This window comes from Streptomyces sp. NPDC004284, from assembly GCF_042874035.1.
GTDB lineage: Bacteria > Actinomycetota > Actinomycetes > Streptomycetales > Streptomycetaceae > Streptomyces.
In genome coordinates this window covers 21,130-36,896 of sequence record NZ_JBIAMJ010000015.1, presented here as the reverse complement: position 1 = coordinate 36,896, position 15,767 = coordinate 21,130, and the positions used below count along the sequence as shown (strand labels likewise).

The following is a 15,767-nucleotide window of genomic DNA, read 5'->3' as shown; positions in this document are numbered from 1 at the left end:
TTGATGCGAGACCACACTGCTGTGACAGTTGAGAGCAGCTTAGGCCAAGGCATACACGTGTGTCCGGCGAATGAGAACGTAGGCGCTTCGCGTTGCCGTGCCGCCGAGTTCAGGGGGCACGTACTCCGCTTTCAGAGGACGAGTCCTCCGTCTCCAAGGGACGAGTGCTCCGCTTTCAGGAGACGAGCCCTCCGCCTTCAAGGGACGAGTGCTCCGCCTTCAGGGGATGAGTCCTCCCCCTTCAAAGGACAAGTGCTCCGCCTTCAGGGAACGAGTCCTCCGTTCACGGCGCGGAGGTAGAGCCGCTGGTGCCACTCGTTGGCGTCCGGCCCGGGGTCGGTGGCCAGGACGGGGTTCGGGCCGGTCTCGATGAGGTGCAGGAGCGTCCAGGCGACGCCGTAGCAGTCGTCCGGGCCGAAGCAGGAGACGAGCGCCTTCGCCTCCCCTCCCGTGACCGGCCCGGCGATCGCGCGAAGCTGGTCGAAACGCCGGTCGATCTCTTCCTCGGTCGAGTCCCAGTCGGGGAGCGGGCCGTCGGCGACGAACGTCTGCACTTCGGGTCTCATGGGCGCATGATCGGCCGCCGTCACCGCAGCGGGCAAACCGGCCGGGACGGCCGGTCAGGGCCCGGTTTCGCGAGGACATTCCCTCCGGCGCCCGCCCGGATGTCACGGTCTGGTACGCGAACGCTCCGAGAGGCCCCTGCTCCTGCGGATCTCTCATCCTGACGGATTAGGCTGCCCCCCATGGCAAAGAAGCGCTCGGGCGGTGGTCTGACCGGGACCCAGCAGACCGCCAAGTTCCTCGGTGTCAGTGTGCTCGCCGGAGCAGTGCTGGCGGGCATCGCCCTGCCCGCGGCCGGCGCACTCGGGCTGGCCGCGAAGGGCACGGTGGAGGGGTTCGACGAGATTCCCTCCAACCTGAAGACCCCACCGCTGAGTCAGCGCACCACGATCCTGGACGCCGAGGGCGGTCTGATCGCCACGGTGTACTCGCGCGACCGGAAGGTCGTGCCGATCGACAAGATCTCCCCGTACATGCAGAAGGCGATCGTCGCGATCGAGGACGGGCGCTTCTACGAGCACGGGGCGATCGACCTCAAGGGCGTGCTGCGCGCCATCAACCGCAACGCGCAGTCGGGCGGGGTCGCGCAGGGCGCGTCCACGCTGACCCAGCAGTACGTGAAGAACGTCTTCGTCGAGGAGGCCGGTGACGACCCCGAGAAGGTCGCGCAGGCCACCCAGCAGACCATCGGCCGCAAGGTCCGCGAGCTGAAGTTCGCGATCCAGGTCGAGGAGGAGCTGGGCAAGAAGAAGATCCTGGAGAACTACCTCAACATCACGTTCTTCGGGCAGCAGGCCTACGGCATCGAGGCCGCCTCCCAGCGGTACTTCTCCAAGCACGCCGCCGACCTGGACCTGGGCGAGGCGGCGATGATGGCCGGTCTCGTCCAGTCGCCGAGCCGCTACGACCCCATCAACGACATCCAGGAAGCCACCAAGCGCCGCAACACGGTCCTCCAGCGGATGGCCGACGTGAAGGACATCAGCCAGGCCGAGGCGGACGCCGCGAAGGCCAAGCCGATCAAGCTGAAGGTCAAGACCCCGAAGAACGGCTGCATCACCGCCGTCGACGGCGCGGGCTTCTTCTGCGACTACGTCCGCAAGACGATCCTCAACGACCCGACCTTCGGCAAGACGGCCGAGGAGCGGACGAAGCTGTGGAACCTGGGTGGTCTCACCATCAGGACCACGCTCGACCCGCGCGCGCAGGCCGCCGCCAACGAGGCCGCCATCGCGAAGGTCAACAAGGACGACCCGGTCGCCGCCTCCGTGGTGCAGGTCCAGCCCAAGACCGGCCGCATCCTGTCGATGGGCCAGTCCCGCCCGTACGGCCTGGACCAGAAGCAGCACCAGACGACGCTGAACCTCGCCGTCGGCAGCAAGATGGGCGGCACGACGTACGGCTTCCAGGTCGGCTCGACCTTCAAGCCGATCACCGCCGCCGCGGCCCTGGAGAAGGGCATCAGCCCGGCGACGAGCTTCAACGACCCGGCGCAGATCAACATGAACGAGAGCCAGTACACCCGCTGCGACGGCAAGCCCGCGGGTTACGCGAACTGGGAGGTGAACAATGAGATGAAGTCGGAGAAGGGCGTCTTCGACATGACGAGCGCCCTCGGCAAGTCCATCAACACCTACTTCGCCAAGCTGGAGCAGATGGCCGGCCTCTGCGAGACGCTGACGATGGCCAAGAACGTCGGCTACGAGCGCGAGCTGGGCAAGCCCCTCAAGCAGATCCCGTCCGCCACCCTCGGCAGCGCGGAGAGCACCCCGCTCGACATGGCGTCCGTCTACGCGACCTTCGCCAACCGCGGCATCTACTGCACCCCGATCGCCATCGAGTCGATCAAGGCCGCCAACGGCGACAAGCTGAACGTGCCGCAGACCAAGTGCACGCGCGCGATGAGCGACCGCACCGCCGACACCGTCAACCAGATGCTGAAGGGCGTCGTCGAGGACGGCACCGGTACGCGGGCCGGTCTCAGCGACCGCGACAACGCGGGCAAGACCGGTACGACCAACGACCGCAAGGACGCCTGGTTCGTCGGCTACACCCCGAACCTGTCCACCGCCGTCTGGGTCGGTGACGACGTCGGCGAGAAGAAGTCGATGTACGACATCACCATCGGCGGCGAGTACTACGACAAGGTCTGCGGTGGCTGCCTCCCCGGCCCCATCTGGAAGATCGCGATGACGGGCGCCCTGGACGCCGGCCAGACGCCGGGCTTCGTCCCCGTCTCCGTGCCGCGGGCCGAGAAGCCCAAGGACCCGGAGGAGGGTGACGCGGGCCCGAACAAGCCCCGCAAGCCCGCCGACGCCAAGCCCGGCGACACCACGCCGACGACCGACCCGCTCCCCGGAGGGATCACGCTCCCGCCGAACCTGATCGGCGGCGGCCACGGCGGCCGCAAGCCCGGCCACTGACGCACCACCCCTGATACGAGGAAGGGCGCCCCACCTGAGTGGGGCGCCCTTCCTCGTACGTACTGCGCGGATCAGCCCGCGAGCAGCTTCTTCACCGCGGCGGCGACGCGGCCGCCCTCGGCCTGGCCGGCCACCTTCGGGTTCACGATCTTCATGACGGCACCCATGGCGCGCGGCCCCTCGGCGCCCGCCGCCTTCGCCTCCTCGACGGCCGCCGCGACGATGGAGTCGAGCTCCTCGTCGCTGAGCTGCTTCGGCAGGTACGCGTCGAGGATGAGGCCCTCGGCCTTCTCGCGCTCGGCGGATTCGGGGCGACCGCCCTTGGCGAAGGCGTCCGCGGCCTCGCGGCGCTTCTTCGCCTCCTTCGCGATCACCTTCTGCACCTCGTCGTCGGAGAGTTCGCGCTTCGTCGTGCCCGCGACCTCCTCCTTGGTGATCGCGGTGATGGTGAGCCGCAGGGTCGAGGAGCGCAGTTCGTCGCGCTCCCGGATCGCGGCGTTGAGGTCGTCCTGGAGCTTCGCCTTGAGCGTGGTCATGGGGTCAAGTGTCGCAGGTGGCCCACCCGTACCGCCCGCGCATTTCGACTCGGCGGGTCTGCGACGATAAGGGGATGCGCGCACGGTACGGGATCCCCCTGAAGATCACGGCAGGCCTCACGGCGACGGCTGCGGCCGGAATCGTCTACGCGGCCGGCTTCGAGGCCCGGTCCTTCCGGCTCCGCCGGGTGACGATCCCGGTCCTCCCGCGCGGCATGCGCGATCTGCGGGTCCTCCAGGTCTCCGACATCCACATGGTGAGCGGCCAGCGCAAGAAGCGCGCCTGGCTGCAGTCCCTCGCGGGGCTCCGCCCGGACTTCGTCGTCAACACCGGCGACAACCTCTCCGACACGCAGGCCGTGCCGGAGGTCCTCGACGCGCTCGGGCCGCTGATGGACTTCCCCGGCGTGTACGTCTTCGGCTCCAACGACTACTACGGGCCGACGCCGCGCAACCCCGCCCGCTACCTGAAGGAGAAGGTCCAGGGCCGCCACGGGCTCAACGGCAACCCGCCGGTCGTCGGCGCCGTGCACAACCCGTGGGAGGGCATGAAGGAGGCCTTCGACGCGGCGGGCTGGGTGGACCTCACCAACACCCGCGGCCGGCTGAAGCTGCCGCAGGCCGAACTCGCCTTCACCGGCCTGGACGACCCGCACATCAAGCGCGACCGGTACGAGCGGGTGGCCGGCGGCCCCGACGCGACGGCCGACTTCACGGTGGGCGTCGTACACGCCCCGTACCTGCGCTCCCTCGACGCCTTCACGGCCGACGGGTACGAGCTGATCCTCGCCGGGCACACCCACGGCGGGCAGCTGTGCATCCCCTTCTACGGGGCGCTCGTCACCAACTGCGACCTGGACACGGACCGGGTGAAGGGGCTCTCCACGCACACGGTCGCGGACCGGACCTCCTACCTCCACGTCTCCGCGGGCTGCGGCACCAACCGGTACACCCCGGTCCGCTTCGCCTGCCCGCCCGAGGCCACCCTGATCACCCTGACGGCGCGCGCCTGAGCACTTACGGTGGGGCCATGCTCACGCCTCACACCGGGGCCGTGCCGGCCTCCGCCGTCATACCCCCCGCCCGCCGCCGCCCCTGGGCGGCGGTTTTCCGGGGCCTGATCGCCCTGTCCGCGGCGACGGGCATCGTCATCGAGTGCGTGTACGGGGACGTGCTCGTCGTCCTGAGCTTCTTCACCATCTGGTCCAACGTCCTGGTCGCCGCCGTCCTCGGCCTGGGCGCCGTCCGGGCCTGGACCCGCCGCCCGCCGCTGCCCGCGCTGTGGACCGGCGGGGTGCTGCTCTGCATCTCGGTCGTCGGCCTCGTCTTCCACCTGGTCCTCGACAACGAGGCGAGCGAGTTCAACATGGCCGCCGAGATCGCCCGCCTCACCGGCGCGAAGGCCGTCGCCAACCAGCTCCTCCACACCGTGACCCCCCTCGGCACGGCCCTCGACTTCCTCCTGCTCACGGCACCCGGCGCCCTCCGGTGGCGCCACGCCGCCCAGTGGCTCGCGGCCCCGTTCCTCTACTTCGCCTTCGCCCTGGTCCGCGGCGAGCTGATCTCCCCCGACGCGCCGACCCGCTACACGTACCCCTTCCTCGACGTCACCGTCCACGGCTACGCCGGCGTCCTCACCAACGCCGTCGTCCTCGGCGCGGCCTTCTACGCCCTCGGCCTGGCGATCGTCGGCCTGGACCGCATCCGACCTGCGCCGAGGTCCCCCGAATACCGGATTTCGTCTCAGCGCGCGCGTGGGCTAAAGTAAGCGATGTCGCCGGGACGGGAAGACCGAAACAGCGACATCGGGGTGTAGCGCAGCTTGGCAGCGCGCTTCGTTCGGGACGAAGAGGTCGTGGGTTCAAATCCCGCCACCCCGACAGCCGAAACAGCAGGCGAGGCAGGTACTGAGATCAGTACCTGCCTCGCCTGTTTCTGCTGCCTGTGTGACTGCCGTCGGCCCAGGCAAGCCGAGCAGACACGGCACCGGGAGCAGCCGCCGGGTCAGGAGCGGAGCAGTTCAGCCGCGGCTCGGACGGGTGAGCCCTTGGCGATGACCGCGCAGGACCTCCCAGAGCGCTCCCAGGGCACATGACTGGACCAAGGCACTGACGAGGACCCCGCCGACCACGTACAGGAGGGGCGCGTCCATGCCCCAAACCGCCCCGACGCCCCCCGCGGCCAGCAAGGAGGTGGGGGCGGTGAGGAGGAACGGCCATATCCCGACGATTCCGGGATCCGCGAACAGCGCGGCGGCCACCTCGAACACGACGGACGCACCGACGAGCCCCAGATAGACGGCGGAAGCGGCATTGGCGAAGGTCAGACGGAACAGGGTGCGAGCGTTCATCGATTCCCCCCGGAGATGTGGTGCTCCCATGCTCCTGGCGGACCATGACTCCGGCGTGAGTATCCGTACTCAAACCGACCCGTCTCGCCCCCCAGTGGGCAGTCGGACCGAAACGGGAGAGCCCCCGACCGGTCACGCCGGCCAGGGGCATCGGTGGTCACGGCGCTCATGCGCCTTGCAGACCTGACGAGCTGCAGCCTTGCGGATCGTCGGCAGGGGGGCGGGACTCTTCCTGCGGCACCGGAGCGTCCCCCGATTCCCTCGAAACCCCCGCCACCGCGGGGGCGTCCGGTCCTAGATCACCGGCGGGCGGCCCAGCCGGGTCATGCGGAGGACCGTGGTCCAGCGCATCGGGGCGCGGGGGCCGCAGGAGCGGCGGACGCCTTCCGCGAAGCCGCCGAACCAGGCCTTGAGGCCCGGCAGGGAGCGGGTGCGGGCCAGGGTCAGGAGGGTCCAGACGCCGAGGTAGACGGGGACGAGGAGGGCCGGGAGGTTCCGCTTGGCCAGCCAGACGCGGTTGCGGGCGGTCATCCGGTAGTAGACGGCGTGCCGGGCCGGGCTGGTCTTCGGGTGCTGGAGGAGCAGCTTCGGCTCGTAGATGACCTTCCAGCCGGCGTCCAGGGCGCGCCAGGCGAGGTCGGTCTCCTCGTGGGTGAAGAAGAAGTCCTCCGGCCAGCCGCCGATCTCGTCCAGCATGCGCATCGACAGGCCGTGGCCGCCGCCGAGGAAGGTGGTCACCTCGCCGCCGCGCAGCGGGTCCTTCGCGCCGAGGCGCGGGATGTGGCGGCGCTGGGTCTCGCCGGTCTCGTCGGCGATGCGGAACGAGACGACGCCGAGGGCCGGGTCCCCGTCGTACAGGTCCGCCAGGCGGCGGAAGACGTCCCTGTCGACGAGGAGGCCGTCGTCGTCGAGGTCCACCACGATGTCGACGTCGCCGAAGGACCGCAGGGTCTCGATCGCGACGTTGCGGCCGCCGGAGACACCCCGGTTCTCGGGGAGTTCGACGCCGGTGACGCCCTCGGGAAGGGCCGGGAGCGACCCGGTGCCGTTGCCGACGACGACGATCCGGGCGGCGGCCTCGTCCTGGTCGGCCACGGCGTCGAGCAGGGCCCGCAGCTCGGCCGGGCGCGTGCCCATCGTCAGTACCGCCACACCCACACGAGGTCGTGCCACGACCCACTCCGTCCCATGTCCGCTGTCCGCCGGAAACCGCTCCGGGCCGCGATGCTAACCGCCTGGGGACACCTTCCGTTCACCCGGACCACGGGTGTCGTGCACCGGGCGGGAGCCCGGAGGGGGGAGCGCGGCGAGCGGCGGACGCGGGCGGCTCTACGCTGGTTCTCTTCCGTCAGGTTGATCGATCGTCGAAAGGGTGGTCTCCAGGTGCTGGTCGCGGACCGATATCGGCTTCATGTGTGTATCGGCCGGGGCGGCATGGGCGAGGTGTGGCAGGCCACCGACGAGGTCCTGGGGCGGGCCGTGGCCGTGAAGCTGATGCTGGCCCAGGCGACCGATCCCTCCGCCGGCGACCGCTTCCGGCTCGAGGCGCAGACCGCCGCGCGGCTGAGCCACCCGCACGTCGTGGGCGTCTTCGACTTCGGCACGTGGGACGGAAAGCTGTTCCTCGTCATGGAGTTGGTGGAGGGCGACAGCCTCCAGGGAAGCCCCTCCGAGCCGATGGTCCTGCCCGCCGAGCGGGTCGCGGTGGTCGCCGCGCACGCCGCCGCCGGGCTCGCCGCCGCCCACCGGCAGGGCGTGGTGCACCGGGACATCAAGCCGGGGAACCTGCTCGTCGACGCCGAGGGCACGGTGAAGCTGGCGGACTTCGGCATCGCGCGGTTCGTCGACGACCCCTCGGCCGCGCTGACGACGACCGGTCAGATCGTCGGCACGGGGCTCTACCTCGCGCCCGAGCGGGCCCTCGGGCAGCCGGCCTCGCCCGCCTCCGACGTGTACTCGCTGGGCTGCGTGCTGTACCAACTCACCACCGGACGGCCGCCGTTCCGCGCGGACACGGCGACGGCCCTGCTGTACCAGCACATCGACACCCCGCCGGTGCCGCCGAACCGGCTCGGCGCGATGCTGCCGCCCGACTTCGAGGCGTACCTGCTGAGCCTGCTCGCCAAGCAGCCGGAGCAGCGGCCCTCGGCGCAGGCGATCGCGGACTGGTTCTCCTCCGGCGCCTGGCGCTCCTACCCCGGCGCCGCCCCGGTCCGGCCCCCGGCACCGCATCAGCCCTCCGGGCACGCCCCGGGCCAGGCCCACGCGCCCCATCGGTCCGCCGGGTCCGCCCCCATGCCGATGCCCGCGCCGGTGCACACGCCCGCGCCGACCCCGCCGCCGATGAACCGGCCGCCGGCGACCCGGCCCGTCTCCCCCGCGCCCGCGTCCCGGCGGCGCCAGAGCCCGGCGGCGAGCACCGGCGGCGCGCTCGCGGAGCTCTCCCGGCGCCGCCCGCGCAAGACGGCGGCGGTGGCCGGGGCGATCGCCTTCGTGGTCTTCCTGATCATCGGGATGGCCTGGCTGTCCTGAGCCTGGATTGCGGGGGCCTGGATTGCGGGGGCGCTCAGTACAGTCTCGGCGCCATCACGTGCGGCTCCCCGTCCGCCTCCGTGAGCAGCATGCAGCGCGGTACGCCGGGCCCCGGGGTCGCCCGTACGGTCACCGGCGTCGGCGGGTCGGTCGGCAACTCGATCGCGAGGGTGACCGGCCGGTCGTCGCGGGACGTGGCGTGGCCGGTCTCCTTGCCGTCGACGAGGACCTCGACGACGGGGGTGTGCCCGGTCTGGACGGTCGCGGAGACCGAGTGCCCGAGGTAGTCGATGTGGAAGTGGTGGCGCGCTCTCATGGGCCACCTCCGTACCGCCAGGGTGGGGGAGCGTACCTCCAGCGTAGGCATGGTCCGGCGCTTCCGCCGCTCCTGCCGCTTCTGCTCCCGCTCCTGCTCCTGCTCCCGCTCCTGCTGCTGTCTCTCCGAAGTGCGGCCGTAGTACCCCGGTGTTCAGATGGACCGGTACGCCGACCACCGGCCCGCGTGGGAACGGAGCACCTGGCACATGAGCGACACCCTGCCCTCCTTCGACGACACCGCCGACTTCGAAGACGCCGACCGGGGCTTCCTCGGTGCCCTCGTCCCCGGTGTGGTGCAGGCCGAGGACGGCCGCGTGATCTGGGACAACGACGCCTACGCCTTCCTCAAGGGCGACTGCCCGGACACCGCGCACCCCAGTCTGTGGCGGCAGGGGCAGCTCTCCGCGCGCCAGGGCCTGTACGAGGTCACCTCGGGGATCTACCAGGTCCGCGGCCTGGACCTCTCCAACATGACGCTCGTCGAGGGCGAGCGCGGGGTGATCGTCATCGACCCGCTGATCTCCGTGGAGACGGCGGCCGCCGCCCTCGCGCTCTACAAGGAGCACCGGGGCGACCGGCCGGTCACCGGCGTGATCTACACCCACTCGCACGGCGACCACTTCGGCGGCGTCCGCGGCGTCCTCCCGCACGGCACCGAGGGGGGCGTCCCGGTCCTCGCGCCCGCCGGGTTCCTGGAGCACGCGGTCAGCGAGAACGTGTACGCGGGCAACGCGATGACCCGCCGGGCCAGCTTCATGTACGGCGTCGGCCTCCCGAAGGCCCCCGACGGGCAGATCGGCGTGGGCCTCGGCCAGTCCACCTCCACCGGCACGATCAGCCTGATCCCGCCGACCGTGGACATCACGGAGACCGGACAGCAGGAGACGGTCGACGGGGTGCGGATCGTGTTCCAGCTGACGCCGGGCACCGAGGCCCCGGCCGAGATGAACTTCCTCTTCCCCGACCACCGCGCCCTGTGCCTGGCGGAGAACGCCACGCACAACATGCACAACGTGCTCACCCTGCGCGGCGCGGTCGTCCGCGACTCCCGGATCTGGGCCCACTACCTGGACGAGGCGATCGAGTACTTCAACGGCCGGTACGACGTCGCCTTCGCCTCCCACCACTGGCCGACCTGGGGCCACGACAACGTGGTGCGGTTCCTGTCCGAGCAGCGCGACCTCTACGCGTACCTGCACGACCAGACCCTCCGCCTGCTCAACGAGGGATGGACGGGCGTCGAGATCGCCGAGCGGATCGAGCTGCCGCCCGCCCTGCAGAAGGCCTGGCACGCCCGCGGCTACTACGGCTCCCTCAGCCACAACAGCAAGGCTGTCTACCAGCGGTACCTCGGCTGGTACGACGGCAACCCGGCCCACCTGTGGGAGCACCCGCCGGTGGAGCTCGCGCAGCGGTACGTGGACGTGGCCGGCGGCCCCGCCGAGGCCCTCGCCAAGGCCCGCCGGTACATGGCGATCGGCGATCCGCGCTTCGCCGCGACCCTCCTCAACCACGTGGTCTTCGCCGACCCCGGGAACGAGGAGGCGAAGCAGGTCCTCGCCACGGTGTACGAGGAGCTCGGGTACGGCGCCGAGAACGCGACCTGGCGGAACTTCTACCTGCGCGGCGCCCAGGAGCTCCGACAGGGCGTCACGGGCGAGATGGTCGACATGGGCAACCCCGAGATGGCGATGGCCCTCACCGTCCCCATGCTGATCGACTCGATCGCCATCTCGATCGACGGTCCGCGCGCCTGGGACGAGGACCTGACGATCGACCTGGTGCTCCTCGACGGCCCCGCAGGGGCGGGCGAGGGCGGCCCCGCGGACGCGGGCGAGGGCGGCCCCGCGGACGCGGGCGAGCGGCACCGGCTCACCCTGCACAACGGCGCCCTCACCCACCGGGTGGTCGCCGAGCCCCGGACGCCCGCCGGACTCGTCCTCACCCTCGGGAAGGCCCAACTGCTCGGCCTCCTCGCCGGGAAGAGCCTCCAGGAGCTGGGGATCGGGGTGGAGGGCGACCCGGCGCTTCTCACCCGTCTCTTCTCGTACGCGACGAAGCCCGACGCCCGGTTCCCGATCGTCACCCCGTAGACCGTCCGTGAGGAAGCCGCGATGAACCGCGCTCAGTGCACCGTCCACGCCAGGACGCCCAGCAGGATCAGCATCAGGCAGATCCCCAGGTTGACCACCTTGTACTGGAGGAAGACCGCGACGAACTCCCGGATCGTCGCCGAGGGCCAGAAGTAGGCGGCGGTCGGCGAGCCGACCACATGGCCGTCGATCCCCGCCCGGCGGGCCATCAGCGCGGCCCGGAAGGCATGGAAGTTGTTGGTGACGATCACGCAGGAGGAGCCGGGTCTGTCCCGCTCCATCAGCTCCTTGCTGAAGAGCATGTTCTCCTCGGTCGTGCGCGAGCGGTCCTCGCGCACGACCGCCCCGGCCGGAAAGCCGCCGTCGATCAGGTAGTCGGCCATCGCGTGCGACTCGGGCAGTTCCTCGTCGGGCCCCTGTCCGCCGGAGGTGATGAGGACGGGCGCGTCCCCGCCCCGGGCGGCCAGCGTCTCGTACACCTGCCGGCCCCGGTCCAGACGGCTCGCGAGGAGCGGCGGCACGCGGCGGCCGCCGATCAGGCCCGAGCCGAGGACCACGACGTAGTCGGCGTCGCGGTGGATCCGCATCCGGCCGTACAGGAACGCGTAGCCGACGAAGCAGAGGAAGAGGAACGAGACGTAGCCGAGCACCAGCAGGGTGGTGCTCGTGAGCAGGCCCAGGATCCGCGAGCCGGTCGCGGCCGTCGCCACCGCCAGGGCCATCACCCCGAACATGGCGAGTCCGGCGAGGAGCGCGAGCAGATTGGCCGGGCGTCTGCCCTCCTTGCGGAGCATCTTCACGCCGTTCGCGCAGAGCAGCCCGGCGAGGATCACCGGCCCGATGCCCAGCGCGAGCAGCACGACGACCATCACGGTCTCGGCGAGCCCGGGGCGGGTCTCGTCGATCCCGAAGAGGAGGCCGATCCCGAGGAAGGTGACGGCGAGACCGAGATACACGGCATTGCTGAAGCGGCGCCGGTCGCGCAGCACACCGACCCCGAAGAGCAGCAGAAACACGGCAGCTACGACGAAGGCGAACATTCCGACATCGTAGGCATCGGAACCGACATCGGACCGGCCGCGATCGGCGCCCTGTGGAAAACTCCGGCCCTAGGCCTCGCCCGCCAGCGCGAACAGGCCGCGTCTCGCGCCCTCTTCGTAGGCGCTCCGCAGCTCCGGGTCGACGAGCAGCGCACCGAGGGCCTCCTCGCCGCGCGTGCGCGTCACCACGCAGTACTCCGCCGGCCGGTACGAGGAGTCGAAGACCGAGGTCCGCAACAGGTCGACCGCGCCCAGGAGATGGGCCGCCGCGTCACGCCGGCCCTCCAGCGCCCGCATCTGGGCCAGGAGTTCCGCCGCGCAGGCCGCGCCCACCGCGGAGCCGAGCCGCAGATGCTCGCGCAGGGCCCGCCTGGCGTACTCCGACGCGCGCTCCCGGTCCCCGTCCCAGGCGCCGAGTTCGGCCCGTACGTGGTTCGCCCAGGCCTCGGCGAACATGTCACGGCCCACCCAGGCCCGCCGGCTCTCCCGGTCCAGGTCCCCCTGGTCCAGCGCCTCCTGCGCGGCCTCGGGGTCGGAACGGCACAGGGAGAGCGCGAGCCCGACCCAGCACGCCCGCCGGGTCGGCCCGAACTCCGGGTGCTCCTCCATCAGGGCGAGGGCCTCCCGGAACTCGGCCGCCGCCGCGCGCGTACGCCCCTGGTAGAGGGCGGTCGAGCCGCGCAGATGGGCGAGGAGCGCCAGACAGCGTTCGTCGCCGTCCCGGACGGCCGCCGCCCAGGCCTGGGCGAGGAGCGGATCGGCGTCCTCGGGGCGGCCCGACTCCAGCTCCAGGAAGGCGGCGAGCCACAGGGCACGGGCGGACGGCGGTCCCGAGTGCAGGCTGAGGGCGTGCCGCAGCCGGGCGCGGCCCTCGGCGATCCGCCCGCAGAGCGCCCACAGGAACCACAGGGACACCGCGATCTCGACGGCCGTGTCGGCCTCGGCGCTCGGCGAGAGCGGAGCGGTCGTCGGGTCCATGGCGGCGGCCAGATCGGGGAGTTCGCGCAGCGCCAGGTCCCGGGCGTCGAGCTGCCGGCCCCGCTGCCACCAGTCGGCGGCCCGCCGGGCCACCTTCACGCACCAGCGGCGGTGGTGCAGGAGGACGGCCCAGCGGTCTCCGCGCGCGGTGAGCCGGCGGGCGCCGACGGCCCGCATCGGGTGCGGCATCCAGTAGCGGGGCAGGCCGTCCTCGCCGTCGAACAGGTCGTCGACGGGGAGCAGGGCGAGGGGCGCGAGCCGGTCCAGGACCGCCTGGATCTCCCCGGCGGGCAGCGTGCCGGAGGCGCAGACCTCGCGGACGGCCTCCCGGCCGAAGGCCCCCTCGAAGACGGACAGCCGCTCCCACAGGAGCTGTTCGGCGGGACCGCAGCTCTCGTAGCCGCGCTCGGCCGCGGCGATCTGGTCGAGGCCGACGTGCTCGCCCCACAGGCGTTCGGTCTCCGGTGGTTCTCCTGCCCACATGTGCCCCAGCCCCCGTGTCACTCCTCCGCCCTTCTCCTGTGACATAGGACGGTTCTCATGGAAACAAGCCAGCTTCACGGCTTGAATGCATGTGCCCCGGTCCACATCCTGGGGCCTTCCCGTGCCCGCACCCAGGGTTTCCCCGGGATCGACCAAGGAGGCACATGCATACCAGGGAATCCGTCCTGGGGGAGGTGGATCTGGCATTGATCCACGCACTGCAGATAGCGCCCCGGGCCAGCTGGACCCAGCTCTCCGGCGTCCTCACCGTCAGCCCGGACACCCTCGCACGGCGCTGGGAGACCCTCACCTCCAGGGGGTACGCCTGGAGTTCGATGCTCGCCGCCCGCCGCGGCACCGCGGCCACCCTGTACGCGTGGGTGGAGCTGGAATGCGTCGCCGGCGCCACCGACAGCACCGCGACCGCGGTCTCGGACGACCCGTACACCCTCGGCGTCCACCAGGTGACCGGCGACGCCGACCTGGTGCTGCTCGTCAACTGCCCGGACCTGCACTCCCTCGACGGCTATCTCGCCGGGCGGGTGCGGCGGCTCCCCGGGGTGCTCAGGACCCGCACCCAGGTCGTCACACAGCTGCACAACCGCCCGTACCGCTCGCGGATCGAGCAGCTCACCCCGGGACAGGCGCAGCACCTCGCCGAGATCACCGGCGGCGACCGGCGGACCCGGCACCCCGCGCGCGCGTACCCGGTCGTCACGGAGCTCGACCAGCGGATCGTCGCGGAGCTGGCAGGGGACGCCCGGCGCAGCGCCGCCGAACTGGCCCGGCAGTGCGACACGAGCGAGTCGACCGTACGCCGCAGGCTGGACGCCCTCGGCGCGGCCGGCGTCCTCCACCACCACTGTCTGCCGGCCCCGCGGTTCTCCGGCCGGCCCGTGTGGGCGCTGGTCACGACGGACGTACCGCCCCTGGACGTGACCGAGTCGGTGGCCGCCCTGAGCCGGCTGCGCCAGACCCGCCTGATCACCTCGGTCACCGGGCCGCACAACCTGGCCCTCGCCATGTGGCTCCGTACCGTCGAGGAGCTCCACGACGTGACGGCGGCCCTCGTGCGGGCCGCGCCGGCGCTGCGGATCACCGGTACCGCGGTCGCGCTGCGCACCCACAAGATCGGCGCGCAGGTCCTCGGGCCGGACGGGCGCCGCACCCATCACATAAGGCCCGCGACGCCCCCCTGACAGGGCTCCGGGGGCGTGTTCTGATGGAGGGCATGGAGTTCGCCGTGTTCGTGACGCTGCCCGGCCTGGTCATCCTGCTGACCGTGATCGCCTTCGCCGACCAGTTCCTCCGCATGACCGGACGCGGCAAGCGCAGGGGGCAGGTCTCCTCGACGGGCTTCGAGCAGCTGCACGCCACCTTCTCGCAGGGCAAGCAGAACGAACTCAAGGAGCGGCAGAGCTCCCTGGTGCTGCGCGACGACGAGGAGGACGGCGCCCCGCCGCGCCACTCGACGGTGGACCTCGGCGGCGGGCGGGCCGTCATCAGGATCGGGCGGTGACCCGGGTCGGGCCGGCCTGGACGATCAGGCCGGCCGGAGCGCGCCGCCCCGGGATCAGGCCGGTCGGGACGCCTTGATCGAGTACATCAGGGGGATGCGGGGGCGGTCCGCGGGGAAGCGGTAGTAGCCGTCCTCGTGCCGCTGGAGGGCTCCGTAACGGGGGAAGAGCGAGACGTCGTGCTCGTGCAGGAACTCGATGCGCAGACCCGCCTTCGCCAGCGCCGTGACGACCTCGCCGACCGGGTGCACCCACTCCACGCTGCGGTTGTGGACGGTGGCGGCGTCGAGGTCGGCGTACGTCCCCGGGGTGGTGTCCACCCACGGATCGCGGACGAAGTAGTCGTGCACGACCCGGCTGCCGGTCTCGTCGTCGAACGAGTCGGTCAGCGGATGGAACTCGGCGACGTAGAGGAAGCCGCCCGGGGCGACGAGCGAGGCGGCGGTCTCCGCCCAGCGGTCGAGGTCGGGCAGCCAGCACAGCGCCCCGCTGCCGGTGTAGACGACGTCGTACGAGGAGTCCGGGACGGCCTCGGCGGCGTCGTACACGTCGGCGGCGACGAAGGCGGCGCGCTCCTGCGGGAGGCCCAGGTCGGCGGCGAGCGAGCGGGCGGTCTCGACGGCCGGCTCGGAGAAGTCGAGGCCGACCACGTGGGAGGCGCCGTGCCGGGCCCAGGAGAGGGTGTCCAGGCCGATGTGGCACTGGAGGTGCAGGAGGGAGCGCCCGGTGACGTCGCCGACCTCCGCGAGCTCGAAGTCCCGCAGGGCGTCCTTGCCCGCGCGGAAGGTGTCGAGGTCGTAGAACTCGCTGGCGGCGTGGATCGGGACGCGCTCGTCCCAGCGGGCGCGGTTGGCCTCGCGCCAGTCCTCGGGGGTCGGTGAGTACATGTCGGCGAGGTTATCCACAGGCTGCGGAGGGCGCGACCCGTTTGTC

15 protein-coding genes and 1 tRNA gene are annotated in these 15,767 nt (G+C 71.5%); 8 read left to right on the top strand and 8 right to left on the bottom strand.

Features of this window, described 5'->3' with window-relative positions; translation table 11 throughout:
• Positions 1 to 263: 263 nt before the first annotated feature.
• A complete protein-coding gene (locus ACFYUS_RS29925; RefSeq protein WP_388858824.1) occupies positions 264 to 566 on the bottom strand; it encodes a hypothetical protein in 303 nt (100 codons plus the stop codon).
• Positions 567 to 746: 180 nt separating this feature from the next.
• On the opposite strand from ACFYUS_RS29925, the gene ACFYUS_RS29920 reads away from it, so the two are divergent.
• Positions 747 to 2,987 carry a transglycosylase domain-containing protein gene (locus tag ACFYUS_RS29920; RefSeq protein WP_388858821.1) on the top strand — a complete coding sequence of 747 codons (2,241 nt, stop codon included), beginning with the start codon at positions 747 to 749 and terminating at the stop codon, positions 2,985 to 2,987.
• Between the two features lie 71 nt (positions 2,988 to 3,058).
• Here ACFYUS_RS29920 and ACFYUS_RS29915 read toward each other — a convergent pair whose 3' ends face one another.
• Positions 3,059 to 3,523, bottom strand: a complete 465-nt coding sequence (locus ACFYUS_RS29915) for a GatB/YqeY domain-containing protein (protein WP_030690864.1) — start codon at positions 3,521 to 3,523, stop codon at positions 3,059 to 3,061.
• Positions 3,524 to 3,597: 74 nt separating this feature from the next.
• Here ACFYUS_RS29915 and ACFYUS_RS29910 point away from each other — a divergent pair, with 74 nt between their 5' ends.
• The 3 genes from ACFYUS_RS29910 to ACFYUS_RS29900 all read left to right on the top strand — a co-directional run bounded on the left by ACFYUS_RS29910 (position 3,598) and on the right by ACFYUS_RS29900 (position 5,403).
• Entirely contained in the window at positions 3,598 to 4,536 is a 939-nt protein-coding gene (locus ACFYUS_RS29910) for a metallophosphoesterase (RefSeq protein ID WP_388858818.1), read from the top strand.
• Between the two features lie 17 nt (positions 4,537 to 4,553).
• A complete protein-coding gene (locus ACFYUS_RS29905; protein WP_388858815.1) occupies positions 4,554 to 5,291 on the top strand; it encodes a Pr6Pr family membrane protein in 738 nt (245 codons plus the stop codon).
• 38 nt (positions 5,292 to 5,329) lie between these two features.
• Positions 5,330 to 5,403, top strand: a tRNA-Pro gene (locus tag ACFYUS_RS29900).
• A 140-nt stretch (positions 5,404 to 5,543) separates the two neighbouring features.
• Here the strand turns inward: ACFYUS_RS29900 and ACFYUS_RS29895 are convergent.
• Together ACFYUS_RS29895 and ACFYUS_RS29890 are read right to left on the bottom strand one after the other, a co-directional pair.
• Positions 5,544 to 5,873, bottom strand: coding sequence for an SCO4225 family membrane protein (locus ACFYUS_RS29895; RefSeq protein ID WP_388858812.1), 330 nt, complete (start codon positions 5,871 to 5,873; stop codon positions 5,544 to 5,546).
• A 294-nt stretch (positions 5,874 to 6,167) separates the two neighbouring features.
• Positions 6,168 to 7,046: a glycosyltransferase family 2 protein gene (locus ACFYUS_RS29890; protein WP_388858809.1), complete on the bottom strand. Its 879-nt coding sequence runs from the start codon at positions 7,044 to 7,046 to the stop codon at positions 6,168 to 6,170.
• A 210-nt stretch (positions 7,047 to 7,256) separates the two neighbouring features.
• Between ACFYUS_RS29890 and ACFYUS_RS29885 the strand changes: the two genes are divergently transcribed.
• On the top strand, positions 7,257 to 8,405 hold the full coding sequence (locus ACFYUS_RS29885; RefSeq protein ID WP_388858806.1) for a protein kinase: 1,149 nt from the start codon (positions 7,257 to 7,259) through the stop codon (positions 8,403 to 8,405).
• A gap of 34 nt (positions 8,406 to 8,439) precedes the next feature.
• On the opposite strand, the gene ACFYUS_RS29880 is transcribed toward ACFYUS_RS29885, so the two are convergent.
• Positions 8,440 to 8,721, bottom strand: a complete 282-nt coding sequence (locus ACFYUS_RS29880; protein WP_388858803.1) for a hypothetical protein — start codon at positions 8,719 to 8,721, stop codon at positions 8,440 to 8,442.
• Between the two features lie 208 nt (positions 8,722 to 8,929).
• On the opposite strand from ACFYUS_RS29880, the gene ACFYUS_RS29875 reads away from it, so the two are divergent.
• Positions 8,930 to 10,816 carry an alkyl/aryl-sulfatase gene (locus tag ACFYUS_RS29875; RefSeq protein WP_388858800.1) on the top strand — a complete coding sequence of 629 codons (1,887 nt, stop codon included), beginning with the start codon at positions 8,930 to 8,932 and terminating at the stop codon, positions 10,814 to 10,816.
• Between the two features lie 32 nt (positions 10,817 to 10,848).
• On the opposite strand, the gene ACFYUS_RS29870 is transcribed toward ACFYUS_RS29875, so the two are convergent.
• Positions 10,849 to 11,856 (bottom strand): YdcF family protein, encoded by a 1,008-nt coding sequence (locus tag ACFYUS_RS29870; RefSeq protein ID WP_388858797.1) that lies wholly within the window; start codon positions 11,854 to 11,856, stop codon positions 10,849 to 10,851.
• Between the two features lie 69 nt (positions 11,857 to 11,925).
• Complete coding sequence (locus ACFYUS_RS29865) at positions 11,926 to 13,338, bottom strand: tetratricopeptide repeat protein (RefSeq protein ID WP_388858794.1); 1,413 nt, start codon at positions 13,336 to 13,338, stop codon at positions 11,926 to 11,928.
• Between the two features lie 143 nt (positions 13,339 to 13,481).
• Here ACFYUS_RS29865 and ACFYUS_RS29860 point away from each other — a divergent pair, with 143 nt between their 5' ends.
• Both ACFYUS_RS29860 and ACFYUS_RS29855 read left to right on the top strand, forming a co-directional pair.
• Positions 13,482 to 14,516: an Lrp/AsnC family transcriptional regulator gene (locus tag ACFYUS_RS29860; RefSeq protein WP_388858791.1), complete on the top strand. Its 1,035-nt coding sequence runs from the start codon at positions 13,482 to 13,484 to the stop codon at positions 14,514 to 14,516.
• Positions 14,517 to 14,548: 32 nt separating this feature from the next.
• Positions 14,549 to 14,836: a DUF6191 domain-containing protein gene (locus ACFYUS_RS29855; protein ID WP_388858788.1), complete on the top strand. Its 288-nt coding sequence runs from the start codon at positions 14,549 to 14,551 to the stop codon at positions 14,834 to 14,836.
• Between the two features lie 54 nt (positions 14,837 to 14,890).
• Here ACFYUS_RS29855 and ACFYUS_RS29850 read toward each other — a convergent pair whose 3' ends face one another.
• Positions 14,891 to 15,721, bottom strand: a complete 831-nt coding sequence (locus ACFYUS_RS29850; protein ID WP_388858785.1) for a class I SAM-dependent methyltransferase — start codon at positions 15,719 to 15,721, stop codon at positions 14,891 to 14,893.
• Positions 15,722 to 15,767: the final 46 nt, after the last annotated feature.

Coding starts and splice junctions, on each gene's coding strand:
- ACFYUS_RS29925 (WP_388858824.1), bottom strand. CDS start 566: ATGAGACCCGAAGTGCAGACGTTCGTCGCCGACGGCCCGCTCCCCGAC.
- ACFYUS_RS29920 (WP_388858821.1), top strand. CDS start 747: ATGGCAAAGAAGCGCTCGGGCGGTGGTCTGACCGGGACCCAGCAGACC.
- ACFYUS_RS29915 (WP_030690864.1), bottom strand. CDS start 3,523: ATGACCACGCTCAAGGCGAAGCTCCAGGACGACCTCAACGCCGCGATC.
- ACFYUS_RS29910 (WP_388858818.1), top strand. CDS start 3,598: ATGCGCGCACGGTACGGGATCCCCCTGAAGATCACGGCAGGCCTCACG.
- ACFYUS_RS29905 (WP_388858815.1), top strand. CDS start 4,554: ATGCTCACGCCTCACACCGGGGCCGTGCCGGCCTCCGCCGTCATACCC.
- ACFYUS_RS29895 (WP_388858812.1), bottom strand. CDS start 5,873: ATGAACGCTCGCACCCTGTTCCGTCTGACCTTCGCCAATGCCGCTTCC.
- ACFYUS_RS29880 (WP_388858803.1), bottom strand. CDS start 8,721: ATGAGAGCGCGCCACCACTTCCACATCGACTACCTCGGGCACTCGGTC.
- ACFYUS_RS29875 (WP_388858800.1), top strand. CDS start 8,930: ATGAGCGACACCCTGCCCTCCTTCGACGACACCGCCGACTTCGAAGAC.
- ACFYUS_RS29870 (WP_388858797.1), bottom strand. CDS start 11,856: ATGTTCGCCTTCGTCGTAGCTGCCGTGTTTCTGCTGCTCTTCGGGGTC.
- ACFYUS_RS29860 (WP_388858791.1), top strand. CDS start 13,482: ATGCATACCAGGGAATCCGTCCTGGGGGAGGTGGATCTGGCATTGATC.
- ACFYUS_RS29855 (WP_388858788.1), top strand. CDS start 14,549: ATGGAGTTCGCCGTGTTCGTGACGCTGCCCGGCCTGGTCATCCTGCTG.
- ACFYUS_RS29850 (WP_388858785.1), bottom strand. CDS start 15,721: ATGTACTCACCGACCCCCGAGGACTGGCGCGAGGCCAACCGCGCCCGC.